A 15,742-nucleotide genomic window follows, 5' to 3' on the forward strand; every position below is an offset into this window, starting at 1 on the left:
ACTGGGGAAAAAAATGAAATTGTCGATCAAGGCGACCTTGCTGGCCGTTCTGGCCATGCTGGGGCTGTTGATGCTGGCCAATGGCTTTGTGTCCTGGCGGGCATTGAGCGTGGCGCAGGCCGATCTTCAGGAAATCTATAATGGCCGCGTGGTGCCGCAGCGGGAACTGAAGACCATTGCCGACGCCTATGCCGTTTCCATCGTCGATGCCTCGCATAAGGTGCGAAACGGCAATGTCGGTTGGGATGAAGGCCTGGCATCCGTTCGCAAGGCGCAGGCAGATATTGCCACCGCCTGGAAAGGGTTCAGCGCTGTTCCCCACCCGGACCCCAAGGAAACCGCCCAGATCAAGGCCGCTTACGAGGCGCTGACCAAGGCCGACAAGGTGGTGGGCGATCTGATCACCATCCTGGCGGCAAAGGATGCGGCGGCCCTGGACCAGTTCGTGAAGGAACGGCTCTATCAGAGCATCGATCCCGTGTCCGGTGACATCTCCAACCTGATCGACACCGGCGTGGGCAAGGCCGGCGGTCTTTATGAACAGGCTGATGCCACTGCCGACCGCGCGGTACTGCTGGCGGAACTGCTGCTGCTGCTGGCGGCGGCATCGATCGCGCTGGGCGTCTGGTCGGTGCTGAACCGGGTGGTGCGGCCCATGGCGGGCCTGACCGCCACGCTGGAGGTGCTGGCGCGGGAGGATTTCACGCCGGTGGTTCCCTTCACCGACAAGCATGACGAGATCGGGACCATGGCCCGTGCTGTGGACGTGCTGAAGCAGGGCGGGGCGGAGGCCCAGCGGTTGCGCGCCGATCAGGAACGCCAACGGACCGAGGCCGAGCGGCAGAAGCGTGAGGCGCTGGAAGCCATGGCCCAGAAGGTGGAGGGGGAAACCCGCGCCGCCGTGGACCGGGTGGCGGGCCGCACCGGCGAAATGGATACCCATGCCGGCGCCATGGCACAGTCGGCGGAACTGGTTTCCAACAACAGCCAGAACGTGGCCGCCGCCGCCGAGCAGGCCCTGCACAATGCCGAAACCGTGGCGTCCGCCGCCGAGGAACTGTCCGCCTCCATCCGGGAGATCAGCGCCCAGGTGTCCCACAGTGCGGAGGTCAGCAAGCAGGCCGTGGAAAAGGGTAACGAGACCCAGACCACCATCGCCACCCTGTCCGATGCCGTGGCCCGGATCGGGGCCGTGGCCGGCATGATCCAGGAGATCGCGGCCCAGACCAACCTGCTGGCGCTCAACGCCACCATCGAGGCAGCGCGCGCGGGCGAGGCGGGCAAAGGCTTTGCCGTTGTGGCATCGGAGGTGAAGAACCTGGCCACCCAGACGGCCCGCGCCACGGAAGACATTGCCCTGCAGATCGCCGAGATTAACAGCGTCACCAGCCGTTCCGTCGATGCCGTGCGCGAAATCGGTCGCACCATCGAGGAAATGGACGGCATCTCCGGCGCCATCGCCGCCGCCATCGAGGAACAGGGTGCAGCGACACAGGAAATCAGTCGCAATGTGCTGCAGGCCGCCGATGCCGCGCGTGAGGTGGCGGCCCGTATCGCCGATGTCTCCAACGAAGCGGCGGCCACGGGGGACCGGGCCGGCACCGTCCGGGTGACCGCAGCCGATGTCGCCCATTCCGTCACGGACCTGCGGTCGGTGCTGGTCCGCGTCGTCCGCACCTCCATGGCCGAGGTGGACCGTCGTCTGACGCAGCGGTTCAAGGTGGATGCGGTTGGCACCATCACCATCGATGGCAGGCGGCATGACGTGACCGTGCGCGACCTGTCAAACGGTGGGGCGCTGCTGTCGCCGGTGGCCGGTATCAGCCGTTCGGCGCGCGGAAAGCTGTCGGTTCCGTCGCTCTCTCTCGAAATCGGTTTCCAAACCCTGGACACGGGCGAGGAAGGGCTGCATCTCTTGTTCACGATCCAGGGCGATGAACAAGCTGCCCTTGCCCAGACGCTGCGCCGTCTGGGGGCGGCGGTGTGACGGGAGGGGCCGATGCGGGCCAGTGACATCGACGGCGTGCTGGCTTTCTGGTTCCAGGAGGCGGGACCCGCCAAATGGTTTGGTGGCGGGCCGGACTTTGATGTGCTGGTGACGCACCGGCTTCTGCCCGCGCATCTGGCCGCCGGCAATGGCGATCTTGCCGATTGGACGGAAAGCCCGGAAGGGGTGCTGGCTCTGTGCATCCTGCTGGATCAGGCGCCGCGCAACATGTTCCGGGGGACGGCGCGGGCCTTTGCCACCGACCCGGTGGCCCTGGCCATCGCCACCGATGCCATTGCCCGCGAACAGGACCTGATGCTACCGGAGGATCAGCGCCTGTTCATCTATCTGCCGTTTGAACATTCCGAACGGATCGAGGATCAGCGGCTGGCCGTGCGCCTGTTCGCCAACCGCACCCGTGACCCGGCCCTGCTGGACTATGCCTGCCGCCATTTGGCGGTCATCGCCCAATATGGCCGCTTCCCCCACCGCAACGCCATCCTGGATCGGGAAAGCACGCAAGCCGAGCTGGCCTATCTGGCCATGCCGGGATCGGGGTTCTGAAGACCCCGATCCCATGACCCATGATCAGGCCGCTGTCTTGCGGGTATCGATCCAGCCCTGAACCACTTCCTCCAGGATCGGCAGGGTGACGGCGCCGTTCGTAAGGACGGCGTCGTGGAAGCCGCGGATGTCGAATTTCGGCCCCAGCGCCGCCTTGGCCTTTTCCCGCAGTGCCAGGATCTTGTTCATCCCGATCTTGTAACCCAGCGCCTGACCCGGCCAGACGAAGTAGCGGTCGATCTCCGTCCGGTTGTCAGCGATGGGGTTAGCGGTGTTCTCGTCCATCCAGGCCACCGCCTGTTCGCGGGTCCAGCGCTTGTGATGGATGCCGGTATCCAGCACCAGACGGCCCGCGCGGAACAGTTCGGAAATGATGCGCCCCGCCTCTGACAAAGGTTCCTTGTAGAAGCCGTAATCCTTGGCCATGCGTTCCGTATACATGGCCCAGCCTTCGCCATAGGCGGTATCCCAGGCGTACTTGCGGAAGGTGGGCAGGCCTTCCACCTCCTGCGCGATGGCGATCTGCATATGGTGGCCGGGCAGCCCCTCATGATGGCACAGCGCCTCCAGATCGTGGCGCGTCTGCACCGACATATCGACCAGATTGGCATAGAAGACGCCGGGGCGCGTGCCGTCGGGGGAGGAGGGTTCATAGAAGGCGCTGGGCGTGGCGTTCTCGCGATACGCCTCCACCGGCTTCACCACCACCTTGGCCTTGGGCAGGGTGCCGAACATTTCCGGCAGGCGGGCGGCCATGTCATCGATATAGCGGGTGGCGGTCGCCAGATATTCCTTGCGGCCCGCGTCGGTATCGGGGAAGCGGACCGACGGATCGGTGCGCACGAAATTGAAGAAATCCTGCACGCTGCCCTGAAAGCCCAGCTTGGCCATGGCGTCGCGCAATTCGCTATGCAGGCGGGCGGTTTCGGCCAGACCCAGGGCGTGGATATCGTCGGCGGACATGTCCAGGCCGGTATGCAGCTTGATCTGCGCGGTGTAGAAATCGGCCCCCTGCGGCAGGGCCCAGACGCCGTTGCTGTCCTTCTGCGTTGCGGCCAGATCGGCGACGGTGGCCAGGAACCGCTCATAGGCGGGCTTCACGCCCTGGACCAGGGCCTTGATGCCGGCGGCGATCAGGGCCTTCTTTTCGGCATCCGCGATGGCAAGCTTGCCCACCTTCTCCTTCAGGTCGGCCAGCAGCGGGCTGTCCGCCTTGGCATCCTTGTCGAACGGGGCACCGGAGATGACGTTACGCGCCGCCTCCGTGATGCGGCCAAAGCTGAAGGCGGGGGGCAGCACGCCGGCCTTTGCCTCCCGCCGCATATTCTCCGCCGCGATATCGATGACGGCGGCAATGCCCTCCAGCCGCTTCACATAATCGCGGGCATCGCCGGGATTGCTGACGGCGTGATAGCCGATCAGGAAGGAGGGGATGTCGGTATGGGCACCCTGCAGATGGCTGACGGCATAGCCATGGTGGCGCCAGCGATAGGTGTCGAGTGCCCGCTGCAACTGCCCTTCGAACAGCTTGTAGGATACCCGCGCCGTGGGCGACAGGGCGTTCACATCAAAGCCGCGCAGGGTTTTCAGCTGTTCGGCGGTGATCGACAGGTTCAGCTGCTGGAACCCCTCATCCGCCAGGGTCCAGCTGTCATGCGGGCCGGGCAGGCCCATGCGCGTGCGCTGTTCCGGGCTGCGGCTCAGATCATCCTGCCAGCACTTTTCCAGGAAATCGTTCAGCGCCCTGTCGGCAGGGCTGTCCTGTCCGGCCAGCGCCAGACGGGGCATGATCCCGTCCAGCGCCATCGCGGTGGCGGACAGGGCAAACAGGCCGGAAAGGGCGGTGCGGCGGGTGACGGCGGGCATAATGGCTCCGGTTATCGGTCTGGATATCTGGTCGCCATCCTTACCGTTTCCCGTCAGCGGGCCAAGATATGCATTGTAAACAGGCTGTAACGCAGGGTGCGGTCAGTTGGGGCGGCTGGGGCGGCCCTGGACCGTGTCGCTGCTGGGGCTGCGCATCACGCTTTTGCCGCCGTCGGGGTTGGGCGTGTCGGTCATGCGGTCCAGCCGGCGGTTGGGCGCATCGGGATCGCCGAAAATCTTGCGCAGGCGATCATATTCCTGGCGGTGATTTTCCCATTCTTCCTGAAAGCTGGGCTCATTGCGCCGGCCATTGACGATAATCTCCTCCTCCATCGGAGGCTGCTCCTTGGCCTGGGCCGGCTGTGGCTGTGCGGTCTGCGCCTTCACGGCAATCGCCGTCATCAGCAGGAACAGCACGGCGCACAGCGCCAACAGCCCCGCCTCCAGCATGATCCGCATGGTATCCCGCCCCTGATCAACCACCCTGCGGTGCAGCATGTCACAGACCTGTCTGTATGAACATAGTTCAAAAGCAATAGGGGGGATCAATTCGCGGCCAGCGGCTCGTACCAATCCGATGGCAGGCCGGCCAGATCGCGTGACAGGCCGTTGAAGGGGCGTTTCAGCACGCCCTTGAAATGGGTGCGGACCAGATGTTGCCACCAGGGACCGGCCTCCTGCCCCATGGTCTGCGCCGCCACCTGGAACCAGCGGCGGCCCGTGGCGACATGCCCAACCTCATCGCGCAGGATGATGTGCAGGACCGCCACGCTTTCGGCGTCGCCGGCCCTGGTCAGGCTGTCGATGATGGCGGGCGTCACGTCCAGCCCCCGCGCCTCCAGCACCATGGGCACTACGGCCAGCCGGGCCGCCAGATCATGCGCCGTCGCTTCTGATGCCTGCCACAGCCCATCATGGGCAGGCAGGTCACCATAGGCAGCGCCCAGACTGGCCAGACGGTCGGCCACCAGGGTGAAATGCAACGCCTCCTCATCCGCGACGCGCAGCCAGTCGGTATGAAAGGCGATGGGCAGGGGCGTGCCGTCGGGCAGGGTTTGAAACCGGGCCAGGATGTCCCAGGCCAGATCAATGGCGTTCAATTCGATATGGGCGATGGCATGCAGCAGGGCGATGCGGTTGGCCACCGACTGACCCTTGCCACGCTTGGGCATGTCCTTGGGGTGGCACAGTACCGGCTTGACCGGACGCGCGGGCCGGGCCGGCGGGGTAGCCTGGCCCAGGCCGGTGATGGCGCCGTCCCGCCACGCCGCCGCGAAGGCCCGGGACAGGCGCGCCTTTTCCCGCGCATCGGCGGTGGTCAGGATTGTGACGGCGGCGGCGGAGAGGGTGGGGGGAAGGGTCACGAACGGCGCAGGAAATGGTTGAAGGCGAAGATAAAGACAAAAAACAGCCCGATCAGTACAGGTCCCTGGATTGCATCTGGAAGCAGGGCCGAGAAACTTAACAGGGATGCAAAGATGAAGCAGACAAGGGCGGCCTTTGGGGCCTTGCGGGGTGTCGGCATCATAGGGACTCGGTTGGGGAAGCAGGCTGGAGGCAGCTTACCCCAGTTCGTCATCCCGGCGAAAGCCGGGACCCAGCGCAGAGCGGCGTCTGCCGCGATAAGAATCATATCGGCGCTAACCGCGCCTTATGCTGGGTCCCGGCTTTCGCCGGGATGACGGTTGATGTTATTGGAGCCCCGGCAGCCCATATGTTCGCGACAGAGTACCAAAATCAAACCGAAAAACTCTCCCCGCACCCACACCGGGCCTTCTCATTGGGGTTCTTGAAGGTGAAGCCGGACTGGAACTTGTCCTCTTCATAGTCCATTTCGCTGCCGATCAGGAACATGGTGGCGGCGGGGTCGATCAGGATGGTGACCCCCTTATCCTCCACCACCTCCTCGAACTTCTTCTTTTCCTCGGCATATTCCACGAAATAGGACATGCCGGAGCAGCCGCGCGTCTTCACACCCACGCGCAGGCCGATGATGGGCTTGTCCGACCGGGACATCAGTTCCTTCACGCGCTCCGCTGCGGCGTCGGTCAGGGTCAGGGCCTTGGGCATGGTGCGTGCCATCTGTGCCTCCTCAGAACATATTCAGCGCGATGCGGGCATCGTCGCTCATGCGGGACGGGTCCCAGGCGGGTTCCCAGATCAGTTCGACATGGACGCTGCCCACGCCTTCGACGGCGGCCACCACCTGCTGCACCTGGCCCGGCATCTCACCGGCCACGGGACAGGCGGGCGCGGTCAGGGTCATGTCGATCTCGACATCGCCGTCGGCATCCACGTCACAGCGGTAGATCAGCCCCAGTTCATAGATATTCACCGGGATTTCCGGGTCATAGACGGTGCGCAGCGCCTCCACCACCCGGTCATGCAGGGGCGCGTCGGCGGGCAGCTTTTCATCCGCCGGGATGTCCACGGGGCTGCCCATGGAGACGTCGGGGGCGATGGGGCGGTGGCTGTGGCTCATGATCGATGTCCGCTCAGAAGGACGCGTTTTCGGTGGAAGTCGTCGCCTCGCCATGCAGCGCGGCATTCATCGTGTGCCAGGCCAGGGTCGCGCATTTCACCCGCATGGGGAATTCGCGCACGCCCGACAGGACGGCCAGCTTGTCCGTGGCATCCTCGTCCAGGGTTCCATGGTCGCCCTGTTCATCCTCATCCTTGGTGCACATGTCGTGGAAATAGCCGAACAGCGCCTCGGCCTCCTTCATCGACTTGCCGCGCAGGATCTCGGTCATCAGGCTGGCGCTGGCCTGGCTGATGGCGCAGCCGCGACCGTCGAAATGCAGGTCCTGGATGCTGCCATCGTCACCCACGGTCAGGTAGATGGCGATCTTGTCCCCGCACATCGGGTTGTCGCCGCGCGCCTGACGGTTAAAGGCATCGGGCCGCCCGAAATTCCGCGGGTGCTTGCCATGATCCAGGATCACTTCCTGGTAAAGGTCGCGCAGATCGTCAAACATGTTTTGCCGCCTTACCCGAAGAACGCCTTGCAGGCCTGAACGGCCTCGACCAGGGCATCCACTTCGCTTTCTGTATTATAGAGGCCAAAGCTGGCACGTGCCGTGGCGCCCACCCCGAACCGGTCCATCAGCGGTTCGGCGCAATGCCTTCCCACCCGGACCGCCACACCGCCGCGATCCAGCAGGGTGCCGATATCGTGGGGATGGATGCCGTCCATGGTGAAGCTGATGATGGCGGCCTTGTCCGGTGCCGTGCCGATGATGCGCAGGCCCTCGATCTCCGACAGCTTATGCGTGGCATAGGCCAGCAGCCGCTGTTCATGGGCCTGAATGGCGCTCATCCCGAGCGCCGACACATAATCGATGGCCGCACCCAGGCCGATCCCTTCCACGATGGCGGGGGTTCCGGCTTCAAACCGGTACGGCGCCTCGCGATAGGTGGTGTTCTCGAAGCTGACGGTGCTGATCATGTCGCCGCCGCCCTGCCAGGGGGGCATCTTGTCCAGCAGGTCCTTGCGGCCATACAGCACGCCGATGCCTGTGGGGCCATAGAGCTTGTGGCCCGTGAAGACATAGAAATCGGCGTCGATGGCCTGCACATCCACGGGCTGATGCACGGCAGCCTGGCTGCCGTCAAAGGCGACCAGGATGCCCTTGGCATGGGCCAGCCGGGCGATGCGAGCCACCGGGTTGACGGTGCCCAGAACGTTGCTGGCATGGGTGATGGAAACCAGCTTCACCTCTGGCGTCAGCATCGCCTCATAGGCGGCCATATCCAGGCTGCCATCATCCAGAACCGGCACGACCTTGATCGTAATGCCGATCCGGTCGCGCAGAAGCTGCCACGGCACGATATTAGCGTGATGTTCCATCCAGGAGATGATGACGGCGTCACCCGCCTTCAGGAACCGCCCGCCCCAGCTGTTGGCCAGCAGGTTGAACGCCTCCGTCGCGTTGCGGGTGAAGACGATGTTCTCACGGCTCGGCGCGTTCAGGAACGCCGCCACCTTGTCGCGCACCGCCTCATACAGGTCGGTCGAGCGCTGTGACAGGAAATGCACGCCGCGATGCACGTTGGCGTAGTCATTTTCCAGCAGGTGCGACATGGCGTCGATCACGGCGCGCGGCTTCTGCGCGGAGGCACCATTGTCCAGATAGACCAGGGGTTTGCCGGCGCGGCCCTTTTTCTCATGCACCAGACGGGTCAGGATCGGGAAATCCTGACGCACGCGCATCACATCATAGGGGGCATTGCCCAGGGTCGGATTCAGCAGATCAGACATTTTCATCCCCGATAGCCCGCCGCAACCAATCGCGGCCCTGGCCCAGAAGGTAATTTTCCACCCGCATGCGGCGGGCATAACCGACGGCCCGGAAAAAGTCCGGACATTGATAATCCATGGGCATGACCGTGGCCCAGCGGCACCCGGCCTCTGCCCCCAGCCGTTCCAGTTCCATCAGTACCTGCCGCCCTAGGCCTTTGCCGCGCCAGAGCGGGACCACGGCCAGGTCGACCAGGGTCAGATAGGCGCCGTCCAGAACGGCCAAACCCGCCGCCACCCGCACCCCGCCGGCATCCACCGCTTCCACCGTCAGTTCGGTATAGGGATCGGGAATGGTCAGGTACCAATGCGCGTCCAGGCCGTTTTCCACAGCCTGCACATCCGCCGGATCGGGCGATTCGGCCCGGTGCAGATACAGCCCCGCCGGCAGGGCCAAGGCGGGGGCGGCGGACAGCGGCGTCTTGCTGAAATAATGCCGGTCATGGCCCCAGGTGAAATCGGCAAACACGCCCTGGCTTTCATAGCCATAGCGGGGATAGAAATCCGGCCCCTGGAAACCCATGGTGGACAGGTATAGCCGGTTTGCCCCCGCCGCCACCGCCGCATTTTCCGCCGCGACCAGCAGGGCCGCCCCCAGCCCCCGGCCCCGCCAGGGCGCATCCACCCACAGCACATGCATATAGGCGTCAGGACCATAGAGCCAGACCACGGCCCCGGCCTGGATCACCCCACCCATATCGCGGATGAACAGACCCAGCGGCTTGCGGTCGGCGCCCAATGCCGCGTGTTCGGCCTCCATTGCCCGTTCATGCAGCCAGGCCATGACATCCCCATCCGCCGGGTGGCGGCGGTAAAATGTCAGGGTTGAGCGGCGGGACAGGCTGTCGGGCATCAGATCAGCGCGCCCCCATCCAGGCCTCGGCCCGCGCCCGGAAATGGGCGCGCACCGTCTCGTCGATGATCTCGTCCAGCGCCTCATCCAGGAAGGCGCCGATCAGCAGCACGCGGGCCGCATCGCGCGGGATGCCCCGGGCGCGCAGATAGAACATCTGGTTTTCGTCCAGCTCACCCGCCGTGGCGCCGTGGCTGCATTTCACATCGTCGGCATAGATTTCCAGTTCCGGCTTGGAATTGATCTCCGCCTGCTCCGACAAAAGCAGGGCGCGGTTCAGCTGATAGCCGTCGGTCTTCTGCGCATCGGGGCGCACAACGATCTTGCCCTGGAACACGGCGCGGGCCGACCCGTCGATCACGCCCTTCACCACCTCGCGGCTGGTGCAATGCGGCTTGGCATGGTCGATCAGGGTAGTGATGTCGCTGACCTGATTGCCGGTGATGGCATAGGCGCCGGACACCCGCGCCGCGATCCCCGTACCGTCCAGCACCTGCCGCGCCTCATGCCGGGCCAGCCGGGCGCCGAGGTTCAGGACAAACGTGTCATAGACGGCATCCTGGGCCAGATGGGTCGACACATTGGCCAGATGCCAGGCGTCCAGCCCCTCTGCCTGCAATTTGTAATGATGCAGGCGGCCAGCGGCACCCACGCTGACGTCGGCCACGATATTGCTGACATAAGCGCCGGCATTGGCGCCGACATGGTGTTCAACCACCGTCGCCTCGGCCCCGTCGGCGATGTCGATGACGATGCGCGGGTTCCACAGGGCGGCCTTGTCACCGCTGGTCGCGGCGATGAAGACCAGCTCCACGGGGCTGGCCAGCTTCACGCCGGCGGCCACGCGCAAGACCGCGCCGTGGGATGACAGGGCGCTGTTCAGGGCACGGAACGGGCCGTCGCCGGCGACCGGCGCGGTGTCACCCGTCAGGGCGGTCAGGACCACGCCATCGGGCAGGTCACCGACGCGCGACAGGTCGGCGCGGTACTGCCCGGCGACAAACACCAGACGCGGGGCGGGCGCGTCCAGGGCGGTCGGGATGTCATCCACGGTCACGGTTGCGGCGTCCGGGGCGGGGCCCAGGGTCAGCTTGTCCAGACCGCGCAGGTTGGTGAATTTCCAGGCCTCAGCCCGTGTGCTGGGCAGGCCCGCCTTGGCGAACCGGTCCAGGCCATCGGCGCGCGGGCCGGCCAGGGCGGGGGCCAGTGCCACCACCTGTTCCACGAAATTCCGGGCCGTCTGGTTCTGTTCGTCACGCATGGTTCACAGCTTCATGTCGTAGAAGTTCATGTTCAGGCCCGGCACGTCATATTCGGCAACGCCGAAACGCTGGAACCCGTGCAGCGGATAGAATTGGGGCGCCTGGCAATCCATCGTTTCCACCGCCGCCCGCGTGCAGCCCAACTTCCGCCCTTCGTCCAAGGCGGCGGCCAGCATGGCGTAACCGGTGCCGGTACCACGCAGACTGTCATCCAGCCAGACCATGTCGACCATGAAGTCGCTGTCCACGGCATAGCAAAGGGCGGCCCCGCGCGGGGTACCGGTCACGATATCGCGGACGTAGGCCGCCACCAGTTTCACGGGCGCGCCCAGCACCGCCTGCCGGCGGGCATCGGTGATGCGCCAGATCTCCTTGGCCAGATGCCGGGGCGGCGGTTCGTGGACCGCCAGCGCGAAGCCAGCCTGTGCCGTGGCCTCCCCCCTGCCGATCCGCTTTTCCAGGATGGTGAAGACACCACCGCGAATATGCGGGCCGATCACCTGTCGCACCGCATAACCGGCGGCCAGATAGGGGGCGGTGTCGTCGTGTGCGCGCACGATCATGATGAAACGGTCGGCATCACGCCGGGCCAGTTCAGCCTCCGTCCGGGCCAGCACCGAAGCGATGGCGGGGCCGGGGTCGATGCCGGGAACGGTCCAGACACCCCAGAAGCAATAGGCGTCACGTCCCCATTGGGTCAGCGACAGGCCCGCCTGCGGCGCCCCCGTCTCCCCATTTCCCGCCACCGTGACGAACCGGCCCTGGGCCGGCGGCAGGGTGGCGGCATTGAAGGCCATCAGCCCGCCCAGCACGATATCAGCGTCCGGTCCCGTGACCGGCACGTCATATTCAATGCTGATGCGCACACCGGGGGCGGTCATGGATCAGGCCGCCTCGGTCACGCCGAACTCGGCATAGCCCTTGGCTTCCAGCTCCAGCGCCAGTTCCTTGCCGCCCGACTTCACGATGCGGCCATTGGCCAGCACATGCACCACGTCGGGCACGATGTAATCCAGCAGGCGCTGATAATGGGTGATGACCAGCATGCCGCGTTCGGCCCCGCGCAGACGGTTCACGCCCTCGGCCACGATCTTCAGCGCATCGATATCCAGGCCGCTGTCGGTTTCGTCCAGGATGGCCAGCTTCGGCTGAAGCACGGCCATCTGCAGCGCTTCGTTGCGCTTCTTCTCCCCGCCGGAGAAGCCGACATTGACGGCGCGCTTGATCATCTCGTCATTCATCGAGAGATCCTTGGCCTTGGCCCGGATCAGCTTCAGGAACTGCATCGCGTCCAGCGGCGCCTCGCCACGCGTCTTACGAATGGCGTTCAGCGCTTCCTTCAGGAAGGTGGTGTTGGACACGCCGGGGATTTCCACCGGGTACTGAAACGCCAGGAACAGGCCGGCGGCGGCGCGCTCCTCAATCTCCATTGACAGCAGGTCCTGGCCGTCGAAAGTGACGCTGCCTTCGGTGATCTCATAGCCTTCACGACCGGCCAGCACATAGGACAGCGTGCTTTTGCCCGCGCCGTTGGGACCCATGATGGCATGCACCTCACCGGCCTTGATGGTCAGATCAACCCCTTTGAGGATCGCCTTGCCATCGACAGTGGCGTGCAGGTTCTTGATTTCGATCAGGGACATTTGCTGCTCCAACACCCGGCTCTAACCCGGTTCCTATCTTTCCTCTGCGACCTTGCCCCTCAACCGTCATCCCCGCGTAAGCGGGGACCCAGCGTGAGCGGCGATAGCCGCGACATGACTCTTCTCGGTGCCGATGATGACTCACGATTCCTGCCTGTGCGGGAATGGCCGTGAAGTGACCTACAGCAACGTTGAACTCAAATCGTTCCAGTTTGGGTTGGACGATTCAATCAGCTCCAGCTTCCAGGCCCGGTTCCACTTCTTTAGCTGTTTTTCGCGGTGAATCGCATCGGCAATCCCCTCAAACGCTTAATAGTAGACCAGAGTCTTGACGCCATACCGCTTCGTGAACCCTTCAACCAAACCCTCCCGGTGTTCCCACACCCGTCTGCCAATGTCGCTGGTTACGCCGATATAAAGCGTCCCGTTGCGTGCACTGGCGAGGATGTAGAGGTAGCCGGGCATTCATTCCTTTCCACTCTTTCAGCCATTACCTCCACCCTTAACCGTCATCCCCGCGAAAGCGGGGACCCAGCGTAGAGCGGCGTCTGCCGCGACATGAGCCATATCGGCGCTAACCGCGCCTCACGCTGGGTCCCCGCTTTCGCGGGGATGACGGGGAGGGGCGGCGTGACGGTTAAGGGCATCACCCCACAGACCCCTCCAAACTGATCGCCACCAGCTTCTGCGCTTCCACGGCGAATTCCATGGGCAGTTCTTTCAGCACTTCCTTGCAGAAGCCGTTCACGATCAGGCCGACCGCGTCCTCTTCCTTCAACCCGCGCTGGCGGCAATAGAACAGCTGGTCTTCGGAGATTTTGGCCGTCGTCGCCTCATGCTCCACCCGCGCGGTGCGGTTGCGGCTTTCGATATAGGGCACGGTGTGGGCCCCGCACTTGTCGCCGATCAGCAGGCTGTCGCACTGGGTGAAGTTGCGGGCGTTCTGCGCCTTGGGCAGGATGCGGACCAAGCCGCGATAGGTGTTCTGGGCACGGCCGGCGGAGATACCCTTGGAGATGATGGTGGAGCGGGTGTTCTTCCCGATATGGATCATCTTGGTGCCGGTATCGGCCTGCTGCATATTGTTGGTGATGGCGACCGAATAGAACTCGCCCACCGAATTGTCGCCCTGCAGGATGCAGCTCGGGTACTTCCAGGTGATGGCCGACCCGGTTTCCACCTGGGTCCAGCTGACCTTGGAATTGCGACCACGGCAGGCGGCGCGCTTGGTCACGAAATTGTAGATACCGCCCTTGCCATTCTCGTCGCCCGGATACCAGTTCTGGACGGTTGAGTACTTGATGGTGGCATCATCCAGCGCCACCAGTTCCACCACGGCGGCATGCAACTGGTTCTCGTCACGCTGCGGGGCGGTGCAGCCTTCCAGATAGGAGACGTAGGAGCCTTCGTCGGCGATGATCAGGGTGCGCTCAAACTGTCCCGTATTCTTCGCATTGATGCGGAAATAGGTGGACAGCTCCATGGGGCAGCGCACGCCCTTGGGGATATAGACGAAGCTGCCATCGGTGAAGACGGCGCAGTTCAGCGTCGCGAAGTAGTTATCGGAATAGGGGACCACCGTGCCCAGATACTGCCGCACCAGATCGGGATGGGTCTTCACTGCTTCCGAGATCGAACAGAAGACGATGCCCTTCTCTTCCAGCTTCTTCTTGAAGGTGGTGGCGACCGAGACCGAGTCGAACACGGCATCCACCGCGATGGACGGACTGTCGCCCGCGCCCTCGACACCGGCCAGGATGGCCTGTTCCTTCAGGGGAATGCCCAGCTTCTCATAGGTCTTCAGCAACTCGGGATCGACCTCATCCAGCGATTTCGGGCCGGCGGTCGTCTTGGGCGCGGAATAGTAATAGCTGTCCTGATAATCGATGGGCGGATAGTGCAGCTTGGCCCAATCCGGCTCGTCCATGGTCAGCCAGTGGCGATAGGCCTTCAGCCGCCATTCCAGCAGCCATTCCGGCTCCCCCTTCTTGGCGGAGATGAAGCGGACGATATCTTCCGACAGGCCCTTGGGCGCGGTTTCCGACTCGATATCGGTGAAGAAGCCGTACTTGTACTTCCCCTCCGCCAGGCTCTTGACCTGCTCGATCGTCTGTTCAGTGGCGGCCATGTCCGTCGCTCCCCTTCAAACCCCAGAGTGTGATCGCTTCAAATGAAGCGTGAATCACACGACCAACTACAGAACCCCTGTCTGTTCAACCGGCCAGCACGGCGCGGGGCGCCGGCTCACTCTCGAAATCGAACAAGGCGGGGGCGGCCATGTCGGCCAGCGTCACATCCTCCAGCGCGCGGCGCACGGCGCTGTTCACCTTTTCCCAATGGTTCTTGCGGGAGCACAGGCTTTGCACCCCGCAGCCGCCGGAACCGCCATCGACGCAATCGGTCAGCGCAATCGGCCCCTCGATCGCCTCGATGATATGGACCACATTGATCCGGTCGGGCGTGCGCGACAGGCTGTAACCACCCGCCGCCCCCCGATGCGATTGCAGAAGGTCGCCACGCGTCAGCAGCTTCAACAGCTTCTGCACCGTCGGCATGGGCAGGCCCGTGCGGTCGGCCAGGGAATTGGCCGTGTGCAGCGCGCTGTCGGCATGCGCCAGGGTGGTCAGGACCACCACGGCGTAATCCGTCATCTTGCTGAGCCGCAGCATGGGCGTTGCGAACCTTTCTCAATACAGGACCAAATTAGTACCGATTAAGTGAGCCGGTCAGGGTCGGGTGTCAAGCATTCCGCCCCCACCCCGCGGCACGGGTGGCATGCATCCGTTAAGATAGCCATGCGGTGAGCGGGATTTTACCGCCCTGCACCATGCCCCATTGGGCGTTGTCACCCCCGCCCGACGGGCGCACCATTCTTCTCATGACGGGGGCGTTAAGGACCAATCCCCGCCATAACCGACCGATCCTGACGAAGGGCGGCCGGAAAATCGGTCGGATTTATCGCGGCGAAGCCCCCGCCTTTGTGCGGTATCATGTGGTTTGTGCCCATCCGGCTGAAGCCGAGAGGCTATCGAGAAATGGCGGACCGTCTCCTGGTTGGGACGGCCCGCCATTTTCGTTTTTGAGTGAGTTCTGCCGTTACCCCCCCCTTGTCATCCCGGCGAAAGCCGGGACCCAGGGGCAACAGGCACTATCCTCTCCCCTCGCCTCACGTTCCGCAGCACCAGCGTTGAACGCTTGGCCCCTGGGTCCCGGCTTTCGCCGGGATGATGAGGGGGCAAGCAACCCGCCCTGCGCCCCACGCACACC

Annotated in this window: 16 protein-coding genes; 2 read left to right on the forward strand and 14 right to left on the reverse strand. The window is 64.1% G+C overall.

The window, feature by feature from the left end; genetic code table 11:
* Nucleotides 1-13 precede the first annotated feature (13 nt).
* Entirely contained in the window at nt 14-1,987 is a 1,974-nt protein-coding gene (locus tag ACODSP_RS09430; protein ID WP_488965351.1) for a methyl-accepting chemotaxis protein, read from the forward strand.
* Nucleotides 1,988-1,999: 12 nt separating this feature from the next.
* Nucleotides 2,000-2,551, forward strand: a complete 552-nt coding sequence (locus ACODSP_RS09435) for a DUF924 family protein (RefSeq protein ID WP_488965352.1) — start codon at nt 2,000-2,002, stop codon at nt 2,549-2,551.
* A 24-nt stretch (nt 2,552-2,575) separates the two neighbouring features.
* On the opposite strand, the gene ACODSP_RS09440 is transcribed toward ACODSP_RS09435, so the two are convergent.
* The 14 genes from ACODSP_RS09440 to ACODSP_RS09505 all read right to left on the reverse strand — a co-directional run bounded on the left by ACODSP_RS09440 (nt 2,576) and on the right by ACODSP_RS09505 (nt 15,144).
* Nucleotides 2,576-4,417 carry a DUF885 domain-containing protein gene (locus ACODSP_RS09440; RefSeq protein ID WP_488965353.1) on the reverse strand — a complete coding sequence of 614 codons (1,842 nt, stop codon included), beginning with the start codon at nt 4,415-4,417 and terminating at the stop codon, nt 2,576-2,578.
* Nucleotides 4,418-4,519: 102 nt separating this feature from the next.
* Nucleotides 4,520-4,915, reverse strand: coding sequence for a hypothetical protein (locus ACODSP_RS09445; RefSeq protein WP_488965354.1), 396 nt, complete (start codon nt 4,913-4,915; stop codon nt 4,520-4,522).
* Between the two features lie 47 nt (nt 4,916-4,962).
* Complete coding sequence (locus ACODSP_RS09450) at nt 4,963-5,781, reverse strand: ferritin-like domain-containing protein (protein WP_488965355.1); 819 nt, start codon at nt 5,779-5,781, stop codon at nt 4,963-4,965.
* A 373-nt stretch (nt 5,782-6,154) separates the two neighbouring features.
* The gene (locus ACODSP_RS09455) at nt 6,155-6,499 is read right to left on the reverse strand and encodes a HesB/IscA family protein (protein ID WP_488965356.1); all 345 of its coding nucleotides are present in this window, start codon (nt 6,497-6,499) and stop codon (nt 6,155-6,157) included.
* Between the two features lie 10 nt (nt 6,500-6,509).
* On the reverse strand, nt 6,510-6,899 hold the full coding sequence (locus ACODSP_RS09460; RefSeq protein ID WP_488965357.1) for an SUF system Fe-S cluster assembly protein: 390 nt from the start codon (nt 6,897-6,899) through the stop codon (nt 6,510-6,512).
* Nucleotides 6,900-6,912: 13 nt separating this feature from the next.
* Nucleotides 6,913-7,395: a Fe-S cluster assembly sulfur transfer protein SufU gene (gene sufU / locus ACODSP_RS09465; protein ID WP_488965358.1), complete on the reverse strand. Its 483-nt coding sequence runs from the start codon at nt 7,393-7,395 to the stop codon at nt 6,913-6,915.
* A gap of 11 nt (nt 7,396-7,406) precedes the next feature.
* Nucleotides 7,407-8,678, reverse strand: a complete 1,272-nt coding sequence (locus ACODSP_RS09470; RefSeq protein ID WP_488965359.1) for an aminotransferase class V-fold PLP-dependent enzyme — start codon at nt 8,676-8,678, stop codon at nt 7,407-7,409.
* The gene (locus ACODSP_RS09475) at nt 8,671-9,570 is read right to left on the reverse strand and encodes a GNAT family N-acetyltransferase (RefSeq protein WP_488965360.1); all 900 of its coding nucleotides are present in this window, start codon (nt 9,568-9,570) and stop codon (nt 8,671-8,673) included. Before ACODSP_RS09475 ends, ACODSP_RS09470 begins: the two co-directional genes overlap by 8 nt.
* 4 nt (nt 9,571-9,574) lie before the next feature.
* A complete protein-coding gene (gene sufD, locus ACODSP_RS09480) occupies nt 9,575-10,831 on the reverse strand; it encodes a Fe-S cluster assembly protein SufD (protein ID WP_488965361.1) in 1,257 nt (418 codons plus the stop codon).
* 3 nt (nt 10,832-10,834) lie between these two features.
* Nucleotides 10,835-11,713: a GNAT family N-acetyltransferase gene (locus ACODSP_RS09485; protein WP_488965362.1), complete on the reverse strand. Its 879-nt coding sequence runs from the start codon at nt 11,711-11,713 to the stop codon at nt 10,835-10,837.
* A gap of 3 nt (nt 11,714-11,716) precedes the next feature.
* Nucleotides 11,717-12,475 carry a Fe-S cluster assembly ATPase SufC gene (gene sufC, locus ACODSP_RS09490; protein WP_488965363.1) on the reverse strand — a complete coding sequence of 253 codons (759 nt, stop codon included), beginning with the start codon at nt 12,473-12,475 and terminating at the stop codon, nt 11,717-11,719.
* Nucleotides 12,476-12,784: 309 nt separating this feature from the next.
* Nucleotides 12,785-12,940 carry a GIY-YIG nuclease family protein gene (locus ACODSP_RS09495; protein ID WP_488965364.1) on the reverse strand — a complete coding sequence of 52 codons (156 nt, stop codon included), beginning with the start codon at nt 12,938-12,940 and terminating at the stop codon, nt 12,785-12,787.
* A 181-nt stretch (nt 12,941-13,121) separates the two neighbouring features.
* On the reverse strand, nt 13,122-14,603 hold the full coding sequence (gene sufB, locus ACODSP_RS09500; RefSeq protein ID WP_488965365.1) for a Fe-S cluster assembly protein SufB: 1,482 nt from the start codon (nt 14,601-14,603) through the stop codon (nt 13,122-13,124).
* A gap of 85 nt (nt 14,604-14,688) precedes the next feature.
* Nucleotides 14,689-15,144, reverse strand: a complete 456-nt coding sequence (locus ACODSP_RS09505) for an SUF system Fe-S cluster assembly regulator (RefSeq protein ID WP_488965366.1) — start codon at nt 15,142-15,144, stop codon at nt 14,689-14,691.
* Between the last annotated feature and the right edge of the window lie 598 nt (nt 15,145-15,742).

The sequence above is a fragment of the Niveispirillum sp. FG156 genome (assembly GCF_057809555.1).